This window comes from Streptomyces sp. NPDC048419 (genome assembly GCF_043200415.1).
Taxonomy (GTDB): Bacteria; Actinomycetota; Actinomycetes; order Streptomycetales; family Streptomycetaceae; genus Streptomyces.
In genome coordinates this window covers 179,645-195,393 of record NZ_JBICXT010000010.1, presented here as the reverse complement: position 1 = coordinate 195,393, position 15,749 = coordinate 179,645, and the positions used below count along the sequence as shown (strand labels likewise).

The following is a 15,749-nucleotide window of genomic DNA, read 5'->3' as shown; positions in this document are numbered from 1 at the left end:
CGGGAGTAACCGCCCGGGCTGTCGGACCCGGCCGTTAGGGTCGGGGATCATGAGGCTGCTGCACACTTCCGACTGGCATCTCGGCCGGGCGTTCCACCGGGTGAACATGCTCGACGCCCAGGCCGGGTTCATCGGCCACCTCGTCACGACCGTGCGCGAGCGCGGCGTGGACGCCGTGGTCGTGTCGGGGGACGTGTACGACCGGGCGGTCCCGCCGCTCGCCGCGGTCGAGCTGTACGACGACGCGCTGCACCGCCTGGCCGGCCTGGGCGTGCCCACGGTGATGATCTCCGGGAACCACGACTCGGCCCGCCGGCTCGGCGTCGGCGCCGGCCTCATCGGACGCGCGGGCATCCATCTGCGGACCGAGCCGTCGGCGTGCGGGACGCCGGTGATGCTGTCCGACACTCACGGCGACGTGGCCTTCTACGGACTGCCGTATCTCGAACCCGCCCTGGTCAAGGACGAGTTCGGCGTGGAGAAGGCGGGACATGAGGCGGTGCTCGCCGCCGCCATGGACCGGGTCCGCGCCGACCTCGCCACCCGCGCGCCGGGCACCCGCTCCGTCGTCCTCGCGCACGCCTTCGTCACCGGCGGCGAGGCCAGCGACAGCGAGCGGGACATCACCGTCGGCGGGGTCGCCTCCGTACCCGCCGGGGTCTTCGACGGCGTGGACTACGCGGCACTCGGCCACCTGCACGGCTGCCAGACCATCACCGGGCGCGTGCGCTACTCCGGCTCCCCGCTGCCGTACTCCTTCTCGGAGACCGACCACCGCAAGACCATGTGGCTCGTCGACCTCGGCGCGGACGGCTCCGTCACCGCCGAGCGCGTCGACTGCCCGGTGCCGCGCGCACTGGCCCGCATCCGCGGGCCCCTCGAGGAACTGCTGGCCGATCCGGAGCTGACCCGGCACGAGGAGGCGTGGGTCGAGGCCACGCTCACCGACCGGGTCCGCCCGGCCGACCCCATGGCCCGGCTCGCCGAGCGGTTCCGGCACACGCTCAGCCTCGTCTTCGACCCCGAGCGGGCACCGGACGATCCCGAGGTGTCGTACGCCAGGCGGCTCGCGGACCGCAGCGAGCAGGAGATCGCGGAGGACTTCGTCGCCCATGTGCGCGGCGCCGGACCCGACGAGCGCGAACAGGCCGTGCTGCGGGACGCGTTCGACGCGGTGCGCGCCGACGAGGCCGTGCGGGAGGTCGCGCGATGAGGCTGCACCGGCTGGACATCACGGCCTTCGGGCCGTTCGGCGGCTCCCAGAGCGTCGACTTCGGCGAGCTGTCGGCGGCCGGGCTCTTCCTGCTCCACGGACCGACCGGCGCCGGCAAGACGTCCGTCCTGGACGCCGTGTGCTTCGCGCTCTACGGCTCCGTCCCCGGCGCCCGCCAGAGCGGCCAGGGCCTGGCCCTGCGCAGCGACCACGCGGCGGCCGGCACGCGCACGGAAGTGGCCCTCGAACTGACCGTCGCCGGACGCCGGTTGGAGATCACCCGGCAGCCGCCCTGGGAGCGCCCCAAGAAGCGCGGCTCGGGCACGACGACGGAGAAGGCGCAGAGCTGGCTGCGCGAGTACGACGCGACTGCCGCCGCCTGGAAGGACCTCAGCCGCTCGCACCAGGAGATCGGAGAGGAGATCACCCAGCTGCTCGGCATGAGCCGCGAGCAGTTCTGCCAGGTCGTGCTGTTGCCCCAGGGCGACTTCGCGCGCTTCCTGCGCGCCGACGCCGAGGCACGCGGCAAGCTCCTCGGCCGCCTCTTCGACACCCACCGCTTCGCCGAGGTCGAGAAGCGCCTGGCCGAGCGCCGCCGCGCCGCCGAGGCCGAGGTCCGCGAGGGGGACGCCGCCCTGCTCGCCGACGCCCACCGCATGCAGCAGGCGGCGGACGGCGCCCTGGAGCTGCCGGAGCTGACACCAGGGGAGCCGGGTCTCGCCGAGGCCGTCATCGCCGCCGCGGCCGTCGCCCGCAGCACCGCCCGCGAACAGCTGACCATCGCCCACTGCCGGCTCACCGCCACCGAGTCCGCGCAGGCGGCGGCCGAGCGGGCGCTGGACGACGTACGCGAAGTGGCGCGCCTGCAGCGGCGGTTCGCGGAGGCGAGGGAGCGCGCCGCCCGGCTGGAGGACCGGGCCGGGGCGCACCGGGACGCGCAGGCCCGCATGGAGCGTTCGCGCAAGGCCGAGGCGGTCGCGCCCGCCCTGGAGCTGAGGGAGGCCGCGGACGCCGAACACCGGCGGGCGGCCGCCGCCGAGGCACGCGCGCGTGCGCTGCTGCCCGGCAGTTACGCGGACGCCGGCGCCGCCGGACTCGCGACCGCGGCACGCCGCAGTGCCGAGGAGCTGGGCGGCCTGGAGTCCGCCCGCCGCGCCGAGCAGCGACTGACCCGGCTCGTCGCGGAGCGCGCCGACCTGGACCGGCAGGAGCGCGCCGACGAGGACGTGCTCCAGGAGGCCGAGGCCTGGCTCGCGGACTGGGAGGCGACCCGCTCCGGACTGCAGACCCGTATCGAATCCGCGCAGGAGGCCGCGACCAGGGCCGAACAGCTCGGTGTGCAGCGCGAGCCCGCGCAGCGCAGGCTCGGCGCGGCCCGCCAGCGCGACGCGTTCGCACGCGACACCGAGGACGCCCACGCGCGCGTGCAGGCCGCCCGCGAACGGGCCACCGAGGCTCGCGCCCACTGGCTCGACCTCAAGGAACAGCGGCTCACCGGCATCGCGGCCGAGCTCGCCGCGAACCTCGCCGACGGCGAGCCGTGCGCCGTCTGCGGAGCTACCGAGCACCCCGCGCCCGCGCGCAAGGTCGACGGGCACGTCGACCGCGAGGCGGAGGAACGCGCCCTCGCCGCCTACCAGCGCGCCGACGAACAGCGCGCCGAGGAGGAACGCCGCCTCGGCGTCGTACGGGAGGCCCTGGCCGCCGCCACCGCGGAGGCGGGAGACACTCCTACGGCCCGACTCGCCGAAGAGATCGAGGAGTTGGAGCGGCTGTACGGCCAGGCGCGGGCCGGCGCCGGTGCCCTGCACGCTGCGCACGAGGAGCTGCGGCAGGCCGAGCAGGAGCACGAGCGGCGGACCGAGGTACGGCAGCAGGCGGCGGTCCGAGCCGCGTCCCGCGTGGGCCACCGCGACCGGCTCGACCGTGAACGGACGGGCTTGGAGGAGGAGTTGACACAGGCGCGCGGCACGGCGGTCAGCGTCGCCGCGCGGGCCGCGCAGCTGGAGCGGCAGGCCGCGCTGCTCACCGAGGGCGCCGACACCGCGCGTGCGGCCGAGGACACCGCGCAGCGCCTGAAGGACGCCGACTCCCGGCTCTCCGACGCGGCATTCCGCGCCGGCTTCGAGACCCCGCAGGCCGCGGCCGTCGCACTTCTCGACGCCAGCGCCCACCGGGAGCTGCAGCACCGCCTGGACGCCTGGCAGTCCGAGGAGGCCGCCGTGCGGGCCGTCCTCGCCGAGGCCGACACCGCGGCCGCCGCCCAGCAGCCGGCCGCCGACCTCGCCGCGGCGGAACGGACCGCCGCCGTCGCGGCGCAGCGGCTGCGCGACGCCGCCTCCGCTCGCGACGCGGCCGCCCGCCGGTGCAGCGAACTCGACCGGCTCTCGGTCCGGTCGGCCGCGGGCGTACGGCGCCTCGCGCCACTGCGCGAGGAGTACGACCGGGTGGCCCGGCTGGCCACGCTCGCGGCGGGCACCTCGGCGGAGAACGAGCGCAAGATGCGCCTGGAGTCGTATGTGCTGGCGGCCCGCCTGGAGCAGGTGGCCGCGGCGGCGACCGTGCGGCTGCAGCGGATGTCGTCCGGCCGGTACACCCTCGTCCACTCCGACGACCGGGCCGGACGCGGCCGCAGCGGTCTCGGGCTGCACGTCGTCGACGCGTGGACCGGACGGGAGCGGGACACGGCGACGCTCTCGGGCGGCGAGACGTTCTTCGCCTCGCTCGCGCTGGCCCTCGGTCTCGCGGACGTCGTCACCGACGAGGCCGGCGGGGTCCGCCTGGACACCCTGTTCATCGACGAGGGCTTCGGCAGCCTCGACGAACAGACTCTCGACGAGGTCCTCGACGTGCTCGACTCCCTGCGCGAGCGGGACCGCAGCGTCGGCATCGTCAGCCACGTGGCGGACCTCAGACGCCGCATCCACGCCCAGCTGGAGGTCGTGAAGGGGAGATCCGGGTCCGTGCTGCGGCAGCGGGGTAACCGGTAGGGCCGTCGGCCCTCGCCCGCGTCAGTGGCCGAGCGGCCGCCGCGGCAGCGGGGAGGAGTAGACGACGCTCGTGGTCACCGAGCCCAGCGCGCCGATCCGGCCGGCCACCTCTTCCAGATGGCGCATCGTGCGCGCGGCGACCTTGATGACGAAGCAGTCGTCGCCCGTCACATGGTGGGCCTCGAGGATCTCGGGCGTCACGGCGACCAGGTCGTGGAAGGGCTTGTAGTTGCCGTTCGGATACCGCAGCCGCACGAACGCCAGGATCGGCAGGCCCAGCCGGTCGGGGTCGACGACGGCGGCGTACCCCTGGATGACTCCCGCCTCCTCCAGGCGGCGCACCCGTTCGGTCACCGCGCTCGGCGACATGGAGACGGCGCGGGCCAGCTCGGCGAAGCTGGCGCGCCCCTCGCGCTGGAGGACGTCGAGGATGCGCCAGTCGGTGGCGTCCGGGGAAAACGTGGTCATCCAGGATGGATAGCAGGGGAATCCCCGGCCGATCAAGAGCAGGCCCGGGGATCGTCGCTTCAGACGGCCCCGTGACCGGCATAGATTTCTGCGCATGATCGCTGACACCGTGAATCCCGTTCTGCGCACGGCCCCCGCCGCTCCGGCCGAGGCCGCCGCCTACTTCCGTGCGAGCCTCGTCTTCCACGCCGACGTGTCCGACGTGGCCGCCGCGCTCGCGGCAGGCGGCGATCCCGGGTTCGTCGTCCTGGACTCCCGCTCGACCGAGGCTTGGGAGCAGGGCCATGTCCCCGGGGCGGTGCACCTGCCGACCGCGCTCGTCGCCGAGCAGGCCGGGCAACTCCTCGACAGGTCCGTGCCCGTGGTCACGTACTGCTGGGGCCTCGGCTGCAACGGCGCGACCCGGGCGGCCCTCGCCCTCGCCGAACTCGGCTACCAGGTCAAGGAGATGCTCGGCGGCTTCGAGTACTGGGTGCGCGAGGGCTTCGAGTTCGAGACCTGGCAGGGGCGCGAGCGGCGCGCCCCGGACCCGTTGACCGCGCCGGCGGCGGGGGACGACTGCGGCTGCTGAGATGAAAGCGGAGTGGTGAGTTCCTGGTACGTGTACCGTTCCGCACCATGGTGCGATACGCGGAAGCCGGTGCGATGGAGTGGGTCGAGTCGGGCGGCGGGCCGCTCATCGCGGTGCCGGAGACGGTGCTGCCCTTCTGGGCGGGCGCCGACGGCGAGGAGAACGCCTCCGACTACGACCGGGCCTGTGAGGTCGACGGCTTCGTAGGACTGCTTCCGGTCGGCGACTCCGCCGCCCTGGTCCTGGGCGACGAGCCCGCCTCCACCGCCTTCCTGCCGGAGCACGGCACCTTCGTGCGGTGGTGGGCCGCGAATTCCGAGGACGAACTCCTCGCCGGCGTACCGGCCGCCCTCGCCACGGCCGAGTGGGGTCATGAGGTGCACTGGGATGTGCCGGGACCGGTCCTGCTGTTCGACTCGTCCTGGCCCGGCAACGACACGGAACGCACCGACAGCCTCCGGGTCCAACTGGCACCGGGCCGGTACTCGGTGCGCGCGGCCAACGTCCGGCCGGGCCCGGAGACCTGGCTGGGCCTCGTACAACTGCGGCCGCTGCCTTAGCACTTGGCCCACGGACGGCTGGGGGAACAAGCCGGTACCGTACGGAAAACCACGTGCGGGACCGTGTGGCGATCTCCATCATGGTCGTCCATGTCCCTGCTGCCGCGTCCCGCACCCGAAGACCTTCGCCGCGACCCGCTGCCCCTGCGTGGCCGTACCGCCCTGGTGACCGGGGCGAGCAGACGCGCCGGCATCGGACATGCCGTGGCCCGGCGGCTCGCCGCGTACGGCGCGAGCGTCCATCTGCACCATCACGTGCCGCACGACACCGCCATGCCCTGGGGCGGCGACCGTACCGAGGACGTGACCGCTTCCGTCCGTGCGGCACTCGGCGACCCCACCGCCCAAGTCACCGCAGGGCCGGGTGACTTGAGCGATCCGGCCGCGCCCGCCGAACTCATCGCCACGGCCGCCTCGGCGCTCGGCGGCCGGCTCGACATCCTCGTCGCCAACCACGCCCTCAGCGGCAGCGACGGCACCCTCGACACGATCGACGCCGCGATGCTCGACGCGCACTGGGCCGTCGACACCCGCTCGGTGCTGCTCCTCGTCCAGGCCTACGCCCGGCACCGCGCCGCGCTGCCCGCGCCCGCCCACGGCGGACGCGTCGTGATGATGACCTCCGGCCAGGACATCGCGGGCGGCATGCCCGACGAGATCGCCTACGCCCTCCAGAAGGGCGCCCTCGCCTCGATCACCCGCTCCCTGTCGACCACCCTCGCCGAACAGGCGATCACGGTGAACACCGTCAACCCCGGCCCCGTGGACACCGGTTACGCCACCGGGGAGACGCACACAGCGGTCGCCGCCCACTTCCCCGCGGGCCGCTGGGGGATGCCCGACGACCCGGCCCGCCTCATCGCGTGGCTCGCCACGGACGAGGCGGACTGGATCACGGGTCAGGTGATCGACTCGGAGGGCGGCTTCCGCCGCTGAGCCGGTCCGGACTCAGAGCTGGGCGAGCTCGTCCACCAGGTCGTCCAGGCCGAGCGAGCCCTGGGACAGGGCCGCCATGTGCCAGGCCTTGAGGTCGAACGCGTCGCCGTGGCGCTCGCGGGCCTTCTGGCGGCCCAGCAGCCAGGCGCGCTCGCCCAGCTTGTAGCCGATCGCCTGGCCGGGGATGGTGAGGTAGCGGGTCAGCTCGCTCTCCACGAAGTCCGCCGGGCGGCTGCTGTGCGCACCGAAGAACTCCTGGGCGAGCTCAGGGGTCCAGCGCTCGCCGGGGTGGAAGGGCGAGTCCGCCGGGATCTCCAGCTCCAGGTGCATGCCGATGTCGACGATGACCCGGGCCGCCCGCATCATCTGCGCGTCGAGGTAGCCGAGCCGCTGCTCCGCGTCCGTGAGATAGCCGAGCTCGTCCATCAGCCGCTCCGCGTACAGCGCCCAGCCCTCTGCGTTGGCGCTGACGCCGCCGAGGGTGGCCTGGTAGCGGGAGAGGTTCCCGGCGACGTGGGCCCACTGCGCGAGCTGGAGGTGATGCCCCGGAACACCCTCGTGGTACCAGGTCGACACGAGGTCGTAGACCGGGAAACGGGTCTGTCCCATCGTCGGCAGCCATGTACGGCCGGGGCGGGAGAAGTCCTCCGAGGGGGCCGTGTAGTACGGCGTCGCCGCGCCGCCGGGCGGGGCGATGCACGACTCCACCTTCCGCACCCGCTCGGCGAGTTCGAAGTGCGTGCCGTCCAGTTCGTCGATCGCCTGGTCCATCAGGCCCTGCAGCCAGTCGCGGACCTCGTCGACGCCCTCGATGTGCTTGCCGTGCTCGTCGAGACGGGCGAGCGCCACCCACGGTGTCGCAGCGCCGGGCAGGATCTTCTCGGCCTCCAGCCTCATCTCGCCGAGCAGCCGGTGGTACTCGGACCAGCCGTACGCGTACGCCTCGTCCAGGTCGAGGTCCGTGCCGTTGAAGTAGCGCGCCCAGCGTGCGTACCGCTCGCGGCCCACCGTGTTCGGCGCGCCCTCGACGGCGGGCGCGTACACGTCGCGCATCCAGTCGCGCAGCTCCACCAGGGCCGTGGTCGCCGTACGGGCGGCCTCGTCCAGCTCCGCCCGCAGTGACTCGGGGCCCGCCGAGGCGAAGTCCTCGAACCAGCCGCGGCCCTCGCCGTTCGTGTCCGACCACTCGGTGAGCTGCCCGACGAACGTGGCCGTCGGACGCGGAGCCGCGTACAGCTTGCGCTCCAGGCCGAGCGTGAGGGACTCGCGGTAGCCCGCCAGAGCCGTGGGCACCGCCCGCAGCCTCTCGGCGATCGCCGCCCAGTCCTCGTCGGACTGGTTCGGCGTCACGGTGAAGACGTCGCGCACCGAATGGGCGGGAGTCGCCATGTTGCCGACCGCGCGCAGGCCCTCCTCGGCCTCGTGCACGGCGAGTTCGGCGGTCAGCCGCTCACGCAGCAGACGGCCGCACCGGCGCTCGATGTCACTGTCGGCGCCGGGCTGCCGCTCGGCCTCGTCGAGGCGCGCCAGCGTCCGCCGCGCCAGCTCCGCCTGCGCCTCCTGGCCCGCGGGAGACAGATCGGGCAGTCTGCTCGAACTCTCCTTCACGCCGAGGTACGTGCCGGTCACCGGGTCGAGGGCGATGAGCTCGTCGACGTAGGCGTCGGCGACCTCTCGGGGCAGCGGGTTCGTGGTCTGTGACATGCGGTCCATCCTCATACGAGGGGACACCGCACGTCACGTGGATTGTGCCGAGGGCGAAGGCGGGAGCAGCGGTCCGCAGTCCCACTGCTGGAAGATCAACCGGGTCTCCACGCGCGCCACTTCGCGCCGCGAGGTGAACCCGTCCAGGACCAGCCGCTGCAGATCAGCCATGTCGGCCACCGCGACATGCACGAGATAGTCGTCGGGTCCGGTGAGATGGAAGACCGTACGGGACTCCGGCAGCGCCCGGATCCGGTCCACGAACGGCCCCACCAGCTCCCGCCGGTGCGGCCTGACCTGTACCGAGAGCAGCGCCTCCAGACCCCGCCCGAGCTTGGCCGGATCGAGCCGCAGCTGATGCCCGAGGATCACGCCCGCGCGGCGCAGCCGCGTCACACGGTCCAGGCAGGTCGACGCCGCCACGCCGACCTGCGCGGCGAGGTCGCGGTAGGTGGTCCGGGCGTCGTTCTGCAGGAGCCGCAGCAGATCGAGGTCCACCGGATCCAGTACGACAGATTCGGCCATCGGCCGAACGTAGCACGGTGTCCGGCCCGCGAGGCCCGGTGGTTGTTCATTCTGCGCTCATGGACTCCACGAGAGCACTGCCCGGCTCGCCGAGAGCACTGGCCACCGAAGCCGTCCATGCCGGCCGCGACGACCTCGCCCGGCAGGGACTGCACGCTCCGCCGATCGATCTGTCGACGACCTACCCGTCGTACGACAGCCGGGGCGAGGCCGCCCGGATCGACGCCTTCGCCACCACCGGTGCCGAGCCGGAGGGTCCGCCCGTCTACGGACGCCTCGGCAATCCGACGGTCGCCCGCTTCGAGACCGCGCTGGCCCGCCTCGAGGGCACCGAGTCCGCCGTGGCGTTCGCCAGCGGCATGGCCGCGCTGAGCGCCGTCCTGCTGGTGCGGGCGTCGGCGGGCCTGCGCCACGTCGTCGCCGTACGCCCTCTGTACGGCTGCAGCGACCATCTGCTGACCGCCGGCCTGCTGGGCTCCGAGGTGACCTGGACCGACCCCGCAGGGATCACGGACACGCTGCGCCCCGACACCGGCCTGGTGCTGGTCGAGACGCCGGCCAACCCGACCCTCGCCGAACTGGACCTGCGGGCCGTCGCCCACGCCTGCGGCACGGTCCCGCTGCTCGCCGACAACACCTTCGCCACTCCGGTGCTGCAGCGCCCGGCCGAACAGGGGGCGCGGCTGGTGCTGCACAGCGCCACCAAGTACCTCGGCGGGCACGGGGACGTGATGGCGGGCGTGGTGGCCTGCGACGAGGAGCTCGCCGGGCAGCTGCGGCAGGTCCGGTTCGCCACCGGCGGCGTCCTGCACCCGCTCGCCGGCTACCTGCTGCTGCGCGGCCTCGCGACCCTTCCGGTGCGGGTGCGCGCGGCCTCCGCGAACGCCGCCGAACTCGCCCGCCGCCTCGCCGCCGACCCCCGTGTCTCCCGCGTCCACTACCCGCGCATCGGCGGCGCGATGATCGCCTTCGAGGTGACCGGCGACCCGCACGAGGTCATCGCCGCCGTCCGCCTGATCACCCCGGCCGTGAGCCTGGGCAGCGTCGACACCCTCATCCAGCACCCGGCCTCCATCAGTCACCGCATCGTGGACGCCGACGACCGCCGAGGCGCAGGCGTCAGCGACCGCCTGCTGCGGCTGTCGGTGGGCCTGGAGGACGTGGAGGACCTCTGGACGGACCTGGACGGGGCGTTGGGACGCGCGAGCGCCCCCGCAGGGGCGCGGGGAACCGCGCGCCATGCCACAGCGAGCCTGTAGCCGTCCGACGACCCGCAGTCCTACGGCGCTTCGGACCGCCCGAACTCGCCAGCACCGGACAGCTCTCCGCGCGCAGCGCACTCGTCCAGCCGGGCCGTGATCACCAGGGTGCCCTCCTCGATCTGATAGTCGAGGGGGAGCCCCAGGCCCCGCATCGCCCCCACCATGCCGGTGTTGGACGCCTGCGTCACGGCGTACACGCTCTCGCAGCGCGCCTCGACCGCCATCGACACCAGCCGCTCCAGCAGCTCACCGCCGATGCCGCGGCGCTGCCACTTGTCCTCGATCAGCAGCGCGACCTCCGTCTCGTCCCCGTCCCACAGCAGATGGCCGAGGCCGACGATGCGCCCCGAGGCGGTCTGCACCGCCAAGGTGCGGCCGAAACGCGGGCTGAGCAAGTGGTTGAGGTAGCGGGCCGCGTCGCCGACCGGCCCGTGGTAGCGCAGGCCGAGCGTCCGCGACGAGCACCGCTCGTGCATGGCCTTCGCGGCCTCCAGGTCGCGCTCGTCGGCCCGGCGCACGGTGATCTCGTTGCCCTCGGGCAGCGTCAGCACGTCCTGCCCGTGCGGCAGGCGCGGCCCGAGCCGGGCGTCCAGCTCCACCAGCGCCCGCGCCCGGGCGAACTCGGTGGGCGTGAAGGTCAGATACGGCCGCTCCACGGTGATCACTCCGCCGTCCGGCGCGCGCAGCCGCATGACGGTGTCCTCCAGCGCTCCCTCGACGGGCACGCCCTGTGCCGCCCGGCCGCCGCCGACCGGCACGGCCGGCAGCTGACGGATGGTGCAGCGGCCCAGCAACTGCCGGAGTGCGAGCGGCAGTTCCGCCGAGTCCAGGGCGGTACGCGCGGCCAGGCCCAGGACCCGCGTGGGCGCGTCCACCAGGTCGTGGGCGTCGGCCCGCTCGAGCCAGGTGTCGGCGCCCCCGGCCAGCGACACCACCTCGGTGAGCTCGGCCGCCATGAGCTCACCGGGAGCCCGCAGCAGGAACTCGTCCACCGTTCCCTCGCCCAGCGGATGCGTCTGCAGGCTCAGGATGTCGACCTGCCGCCCGGCCAGCGCCGTGCACAGCCTGGCCAGCGACCCCGGTTCGTCCTGCACCGTCGTCCGCATCCGCCACAGCGAACGCTCCACGGACGGCCCGGCCTGCTGCTCCAGCGGCAGCGACCGGGCGCCGGTATCGCTCGACGGGGGTGCGTGATCGTGGCGGCGTGTCCACCACGTCCGGAACCCCTCCCTGGCGTCCCGGACCGCCGTCCGCACAGAACGACCCTGCTTCGCACGCGTCACGTCAGACATGTCTCGACTCATGCAACCACTGTGAAGGAAGGGTGTTGCGTGATCACGAACGCTTTGTGACCGATGGGTAAAGCATCTCAATGCTCCTTTTGTGGAAATTTTGACTGTTGCGTCGTGCGGTGGGGCGCGCGGACAATGCGCCCGGCCGCACGAGGTCAGGCGGCGAGCTCCGGCGCCAGCGCGCTGCGCAGTCGACGGGCCTGCGAAACCAGCCGGGACGAGCCCCGGCGCTGCGCCGTCTGCGTCAGGTGCGGCAGTTCGCCCCGCGCCCCGGAACGCTCGGCGCACTCCGCGGCCACCGCCAGCAGTTCACCGAGGCCGCGAGCCGACGCGCCCGTGCCGCCCACCGCGAGCTCGGCCAGCAGCACGGGCAGGGTGTGCCGCAGCATCCCCCAGATCGTGGCGTTCGCCCCCGTGGCCGCCGCGGTGCGGGCCGACTCCGCGAGCCGGAGGGGCTTCACCGCCCCGCGGCGTATCAACTGGCCCAGATCCGCGCCCAGTCGGGCACCGTCGAGCTGCCCGCGCGCCGCCAGCGTCAGCAGCGCGTCCACCGCGGCGAGCCGGTCCTCCGGCTGCCGGGCACCGAGACCGTACGCCAGGCACAGGTGGACGGCCTCGCCCGCCTCACCGCCCGACTCGGCCAGCAGGGGCAGGAAGGCGGCGGCGCCCCGCACGTCGTCCACGGCCGCGGTGGATGCGTCGCGCAGCATGCGCATCGCCACCAGCTCACGCCGCTCGGGCAGCAGTGCCAGCCAGTGACCGCGCATGCCCAGGCCCCAGTGGTAGCAGTACCAGCGCTCCCTGAACACGCTCACCGGCCCGTCCAGCGGCCGGAACTCCGCGGGGAAGTCCTCCTGAATCTCCCGGAGTTCACCGTGTTCGAGCAGGATGCGGGCGCCCGACGAGCGCCGCCGGTCCGCCGGCAGACCGGAGCCCTCGTAGGTCAGCCACCGGGCGAGCCGCGCACCTTCCGCCGTACCGAGCGCCGCCGCGCGCTCTGCGGCCGCCGCGGCCGCGGACCGGTCCGCGCGGCGCACCCGCAGCAGTGCCTGCGCGAAGTCCGCCGCCGAGACCCGCGCGCCCAGGCGCCGGTACTCGTCCAGGCGGGCCACCAGTTCGTCCGGCTCCAGCAGGCCGGTGCTCCAGGTGGGCGTCGACAGCAGGAACGGCAGCGGCTCGGTCCGCAGCCGGTACGCCACCTCCCACAGGCGGGCGTCGAAGGCCCGGGGGAACGGGCTGTGGATGCAGGCATCGGCCGCGGTCCCGTGCTGGACCGACGCGAGAAGGGTCGCGGTGCGCAGGCGTCCTTGGAGGGTGGCGAGGAGGAGGTCGAGTCCGTCCGCGGCGGTGTGGACGCGGTTGGCCCGGCTGAAGTGGGCGTCCGGGTGCAGGACGTACCCGGAGTCCGCGCTGTGCCACCAGCGGCGGGCGACCACCGGGGTCAGCGCCTCGAGCAGGGTGCCCCGATCCCGGTGGGCGTGCCGCACCAGACCGTCCAGCGCCCGCTCGAACGTGGCCACGTCCCCCTCCGCGGCCATCAGCGCACTGACCTCTTCGGCGAGCTCCGCCGCCGACTGCGGTGCGGGCGCCACACGGACCGGCTGCGGGGCCGGAGGCAGCACCTCCTCGTACGCCACAGGCTCGGGTGCCGTCCGCTCGGCGCCGAGCGTGGAGACCGCCCGCGCGCGCAGCGCCGGGAGCAACTGGCCCGCCGCGGCAGCCAGTTCGGCCCGCACATCCGACGAACCGGCCTTCTTCAGATGGCGTTCCACCAGCTTGAGCGCCCGCTCCTGCACATCGGGGTCCTCGTGTCCGAAGGCCTGCGCGAGGGCGGGCAACAGCGTCTGGGCACCGGAGGCGTCCCGGGCGAGGACCTTCCCGAGCAGGACGAGCTGGGCGCGCACCAGCTTCCGCTCGGGACGGAACAGCACCGCGTCGGACATCTCCGCCAGCTGCGGGGGCGTCAGCTCGCCCGCAAGGGCGAGGGTGCCGAGCACCGACTGGGCGTGCGAGGCCACCGGGGAGGCAGCGTCGGAGGCGAGGGCCAGCCAGTCAGCGGTCCGCTCCCGCTGCTCACCCGAAGTGAGGGACAGATCCTTCAACAGGCGCAGGAACGCCCGCTGATCGGCGGCGGAACCGCCCCGCAGCAGCCGGGCCACACAGGCGCCGATCATCGTCGGGCGGTCCAGGGTGCCCTCGTCGGCGAGCTGCGTCAGCGCGCCGTACCAGCTGTTCGGGCCGTCCCCGGCCAGCCATCCGAAGAACCCGCCGACGTCGTCTGTCTCGAAGAGCGCGGCCACGAGCTGCGGCAGATACGGGTCCTGCCGAAGCCGGTCCAGGACCGTCTCCTCGCGCTGCCAGGTTCCGGCGACGTGGCCCAGCCAGCCCCGTACGTACGCGTCAGTCGTCGGCACCGGGCAGCCCGACAGACGCACCAGCCCGGCCATCAGCTCGTACGGCACCCCGGCGCTCTCGGGACGCTGCGCCAGCCGGTGCGTCAGGTCGCCGAGCCACTGCCGGTCGCGGTCGCCCAGGATGCGCAGCAGCAGCGCCGGTGACGTCCGCGACCAGCGCATGTCGGCGGCCGCGATCCAGGTCGCGACGGCCGCGGCACCCGTCTGGCACGCCACCCCGGCAACGTACAACGGAGGATAGGCGCGGCGGGAGTGGGCATCCCAGGGCGCTGCTCGCAGCTCCTTGCGCACGGTCTTCAACTCACCGAACACCGAACGTCGTTCGGCATCCGTCATCTCGTCGAGCAGGCTCACCACCTCGGCCGTCCGGCCCGCCCTTACCGCATCCGCCAGCACGCTCATCGCACACCCCCGTCGACCCGAGTCCTGCCCTGCTCCACCGCGGCGCCGCCCCGCCGCACCATCCGCACCGCCAGCGCGTGCTTGCACGGTCCGCGCCCGCCCCGGTACTTCGCCCACCACAGACAGCTGCAGCTGAGCACCCCCGCCTCGTCCCGCACCCGGTGCACGTGACCGTCGTCCGCGGTCACCGTCCCCATGGCGCCGTCCAGGGCGACCGCGCCCGCCTCCACCAGCGTCCGGGCCGCCCGCAGGCGCGGGTTGTGACGCTCCACGCGCTCGGCGTCGTACGGCAGTTCACGGTGGAAGTAGGCCGCCTCCGCCGTGTCGTAGCCGACCCGCCCCGAGGTGCCGAGCCGGACCAGGGCCGCACGGACCCGCTCGGCCGTCAGACCCGAGGAGGCGGCCAGGCCGGCGACGTCGATGCGGGGCTCCCAGGCGAGGAGCACCGAGATCAGCTCCGCGTCCTCGGCCGCCTCCTCGGTGACGAGCGCGTCGAGGACGCCGCCCTCTCCGGAGAACCCGCGTGAGGCGTCCGGCGACAGCGTGAGCGTCAGCCGCATCCCGGGCAGGACGGCCTCCCAGGCGCCGGCCGCGGAGGCGGCACCGGCGACCGCGGGGCCGTAGACCCGCAGGGCGGTTGCGTGGCGCAGCACGCGCTGGAGGGCGATCAGCCGCTCCGGACCGGGCAGGCACACCGCGCCGGGCACGGGCCGGGTGGTCGGCCGCAGGGTGCGGCCCGCGGGCACCACCCACCGCGGGCCCGCCGAAGCGCCGCGCCCTCCGCCGCGCGGCAGTGCGCGCAGGAACCGCACGGCCTCCGCCGCGGGCAGTTCCGCCCGCAGATCGAAGCCCGCCGCGATCACCTGAGCCTCCGCGAAACCGCGCAGCCACCGGTCCGGAAGCGGCACCTTCTTCTCCACGACCGGGCCGTCCAGCGTCGTCACGGCCAGCTCTTCCGGTCCGACGCGCAGATGGAGCGGATCGTTGGAGCCGATCCGTGAAAGCGCCTCGCGCAAAGGGTTGTTGACGTCGACGTTGGTCGTGCCGTGCCCCACCTCGCCGCCGTCAAGACCCGGCGCCAGCACGTCCAGGCGGGCGTACACACCGCAGCAGCCGGAGAAGGACTCGAAGCGCAGCCGGTCGCCGTTGCCCGTCACCACCGGGTCGAGCGAGGCGCGCAGCTGCCGCTGGTAGTAGCGCGCGGCGGCCACGTCCGCCACCGCGAGCAGCCCGGCGGACGCTACCTGAGGCGACGTCAGGAAGCCCGCGAAGAAACGGGGATGGTCCTTGACGCCCATGGGCGTCGCCCCCTGGGAGGTCTCCAGTCCCAGGCGTCGTTCACCCGCCGAGGACTCCAGCACGGAGGGTCGGCGATAGGCCACGGCCTGCAAAGATCGCGTCATGGAAAAACC

At 73.8% G+C, this 15,749-nt stretch carries 12 protein-coding genes; 6 read left to right on the top strand and 6 right to left on the bottom strand.

The annotated features are described in order from the left end of the window. Positions 1-49: 49 nt before the first annotated feature. Together ACGFYN_RS22265 and ACGFYN_RS22260 are read left to right on the top strand one after the other, a co-directional pair. Positions 50-1,213: an exonuclease SbcCD subunit D gene (locus tag ACGFYN_RS22265; RefSeq protein WP_393867580.1), complete on the top strand. Its 1,164-nt coding sequence runs from the start codon at positions 50-52 to the stop codon at positions 1,211-1,213. Then, positions 1,210-4,203 (top strand): AAA family ATPase, encoded by a 2,994-nt coding sequence (locus tag ACGFYN_RS22260; RefSeq protein WP_393867579.1) that lies wholly within the window; start codon positions 1,210-1,212, stop codon positions 4,201-4,203. The genes ACGFYN_RS22265 and ACGFYN_RS22260 overlap by 4 nt, the downstream gene beginning before the upstream one ends. 21 nt (positions 4,204-4,224) lie before the next feature. Here the strand turns inward: ACGFYN_RS22260 and ACGFYN_RS22255 are convergent, their stop codons facing one another. Beyond that, a complete protein-coding gene (locus ACGFYN_RS22255) occupies positions 4,225-4,671 on the bottom strand; it encodes an Lrp/AsnC family transcriptional regulator (protein WP_384262051.1) in 447 nt (148 codons plus the stop codon). Between the two features lie 94 nt (positions 4,672-4,765). Here ACGFYN_RS22255 and ACGFYN_RS22250 point away from each other — a divergent pair, with 94 nt between their 5' ends. From ACGFYN_RS22250 to ACGFYN_RS22240, 3 genes are all read left to right on the top strand, one after another. Continuing rightward, positions 4,766-5,242: a rhodanese-like domain-containing protein gene (locus ACGFYN_RS22250; protein ID WP_393867578.1), complete on the top strand. Its 477-nt coding sequence runs from the start codon at positions 4,766-4,768 to the stop codon at positions 5,240-5,242. Between the two features lie 47 nt (positions 5,243-5,289). Beyond that, positions 5,290-5,802, top strand: coding sequence for an immunity 21 family protein (locus tag ACGFYN_RS22245; protein ID WP_393867577.1), 513 nt, complete (start codon positions 5,290-5,292; stop codon positions 5,800-5,802). 90 nt (positions 5,803-5,892) lie between these two features. Beyond that, entirely contained in the window at positions 5,893-6,738 is an 846-nt protein-coding gene (locus tag ACGFYN_RS22240; RefSeq protein WP_393867576.1) for an SDR family oxidoreductase, read from the top strand. 12 nt (positions 6,739-6,750) lie between these two features. Here the strand turns inward: ACGFYN_RS22240 and ACGFYN_RS22235 are convergent, their stop codons facing one another. Continuing rightward, on the bottom strand, positions 6,751-8,442 hold the full coding sequence (locus tag ACGFYN_RS22235; protein ID WP_393867575.1) for a DUF885 domain-containing protein: 1,692 nt from the start codon (positions 8,440-8,442) through the stop codon (positions 6,751-6,753). Between the two features lie 33 nt (positions 8,443-8,475). Further along, positions 8,476-8,967: an Lrp/AsnC family transcriptional regulator gene (locus ACGFYN_RS22230; protein ID WP_393867574.1), complete on the bottom strand. Its 492-nt coding sequence runs from the start codon at positions 8,965-8,967 to the stop codon at positions 8,476-8,478. 59 nt (positions 8,968-9,026) lie between these two features. On the opposite strand from ACGFYN_RS22230, the gene ACGFYN_RS22225 reads away from it, so the two are divergent. Further along, the gene (locus ACGFYN_RS22225) at positions 9,027-10,226 is read left to right on the top strand and encodes a trans-sulfuration enzyme family protein (protein WP_393867573.1); all 1,200 of its coding nucleotides are present in this window, start codon (positions 9,027-9,029) and stop codon (positions 10,224-10,226) included. A 20-nt stretch (positions 10,227-10,246) separates the two neighbouring features. Here ACGFYN_RS22225 and ACGFYN_RS22220 read toward each other — a convergent pair whose 3' ends face one another. The 3 genes from ACGFYN_RS22220 to ACGFYN_RS22210 all read right to left on the bottom strand — a co-directional run bounded on the left by ACGFYN_RS22220 (position 10,247) and on the right by ACGFYN_RS22210 (position 15,740). Beyond that, entirely contained in the window at positions 10,247-11,521 is a 1,275-nt protein-coding gene (locus tag ACGFYN_RS22220; RefSeq protein ID WP_393867572.1) for a GNAT family N-acetyltransferase, read from the bottom strand. 155 nt (positions 11,522-11,676) lie between these two features. Further along, positions 11,677-14,337: a DUF6493 family protein gene (locus ACGFYN_RS22215; RefSeq protein ID WP_393867571.1), complete on the bottom strand. Its 2,661-nt coding sequence runs from the start codon at positions 14,335-14,337 to the stop codon at positions 11,677-11,679. Next, entirely contained in the window at positions 14,334-15,740 is a 1,407-nt protein-coding gene (locus tag ACGFYN_RS22210; RefSeq protein ID WP_393867570.1) for an SWIM zinc finger family protein, read from the bottom strand. The genes ACGFYN_RS22215 and ACGFYN_RS22210 overlap by 4 nt, the downstream gene beginning before the upstream one ends. Between the last annotated feature and the right edge of the window lie 9 nt (positions 15,741-15,749).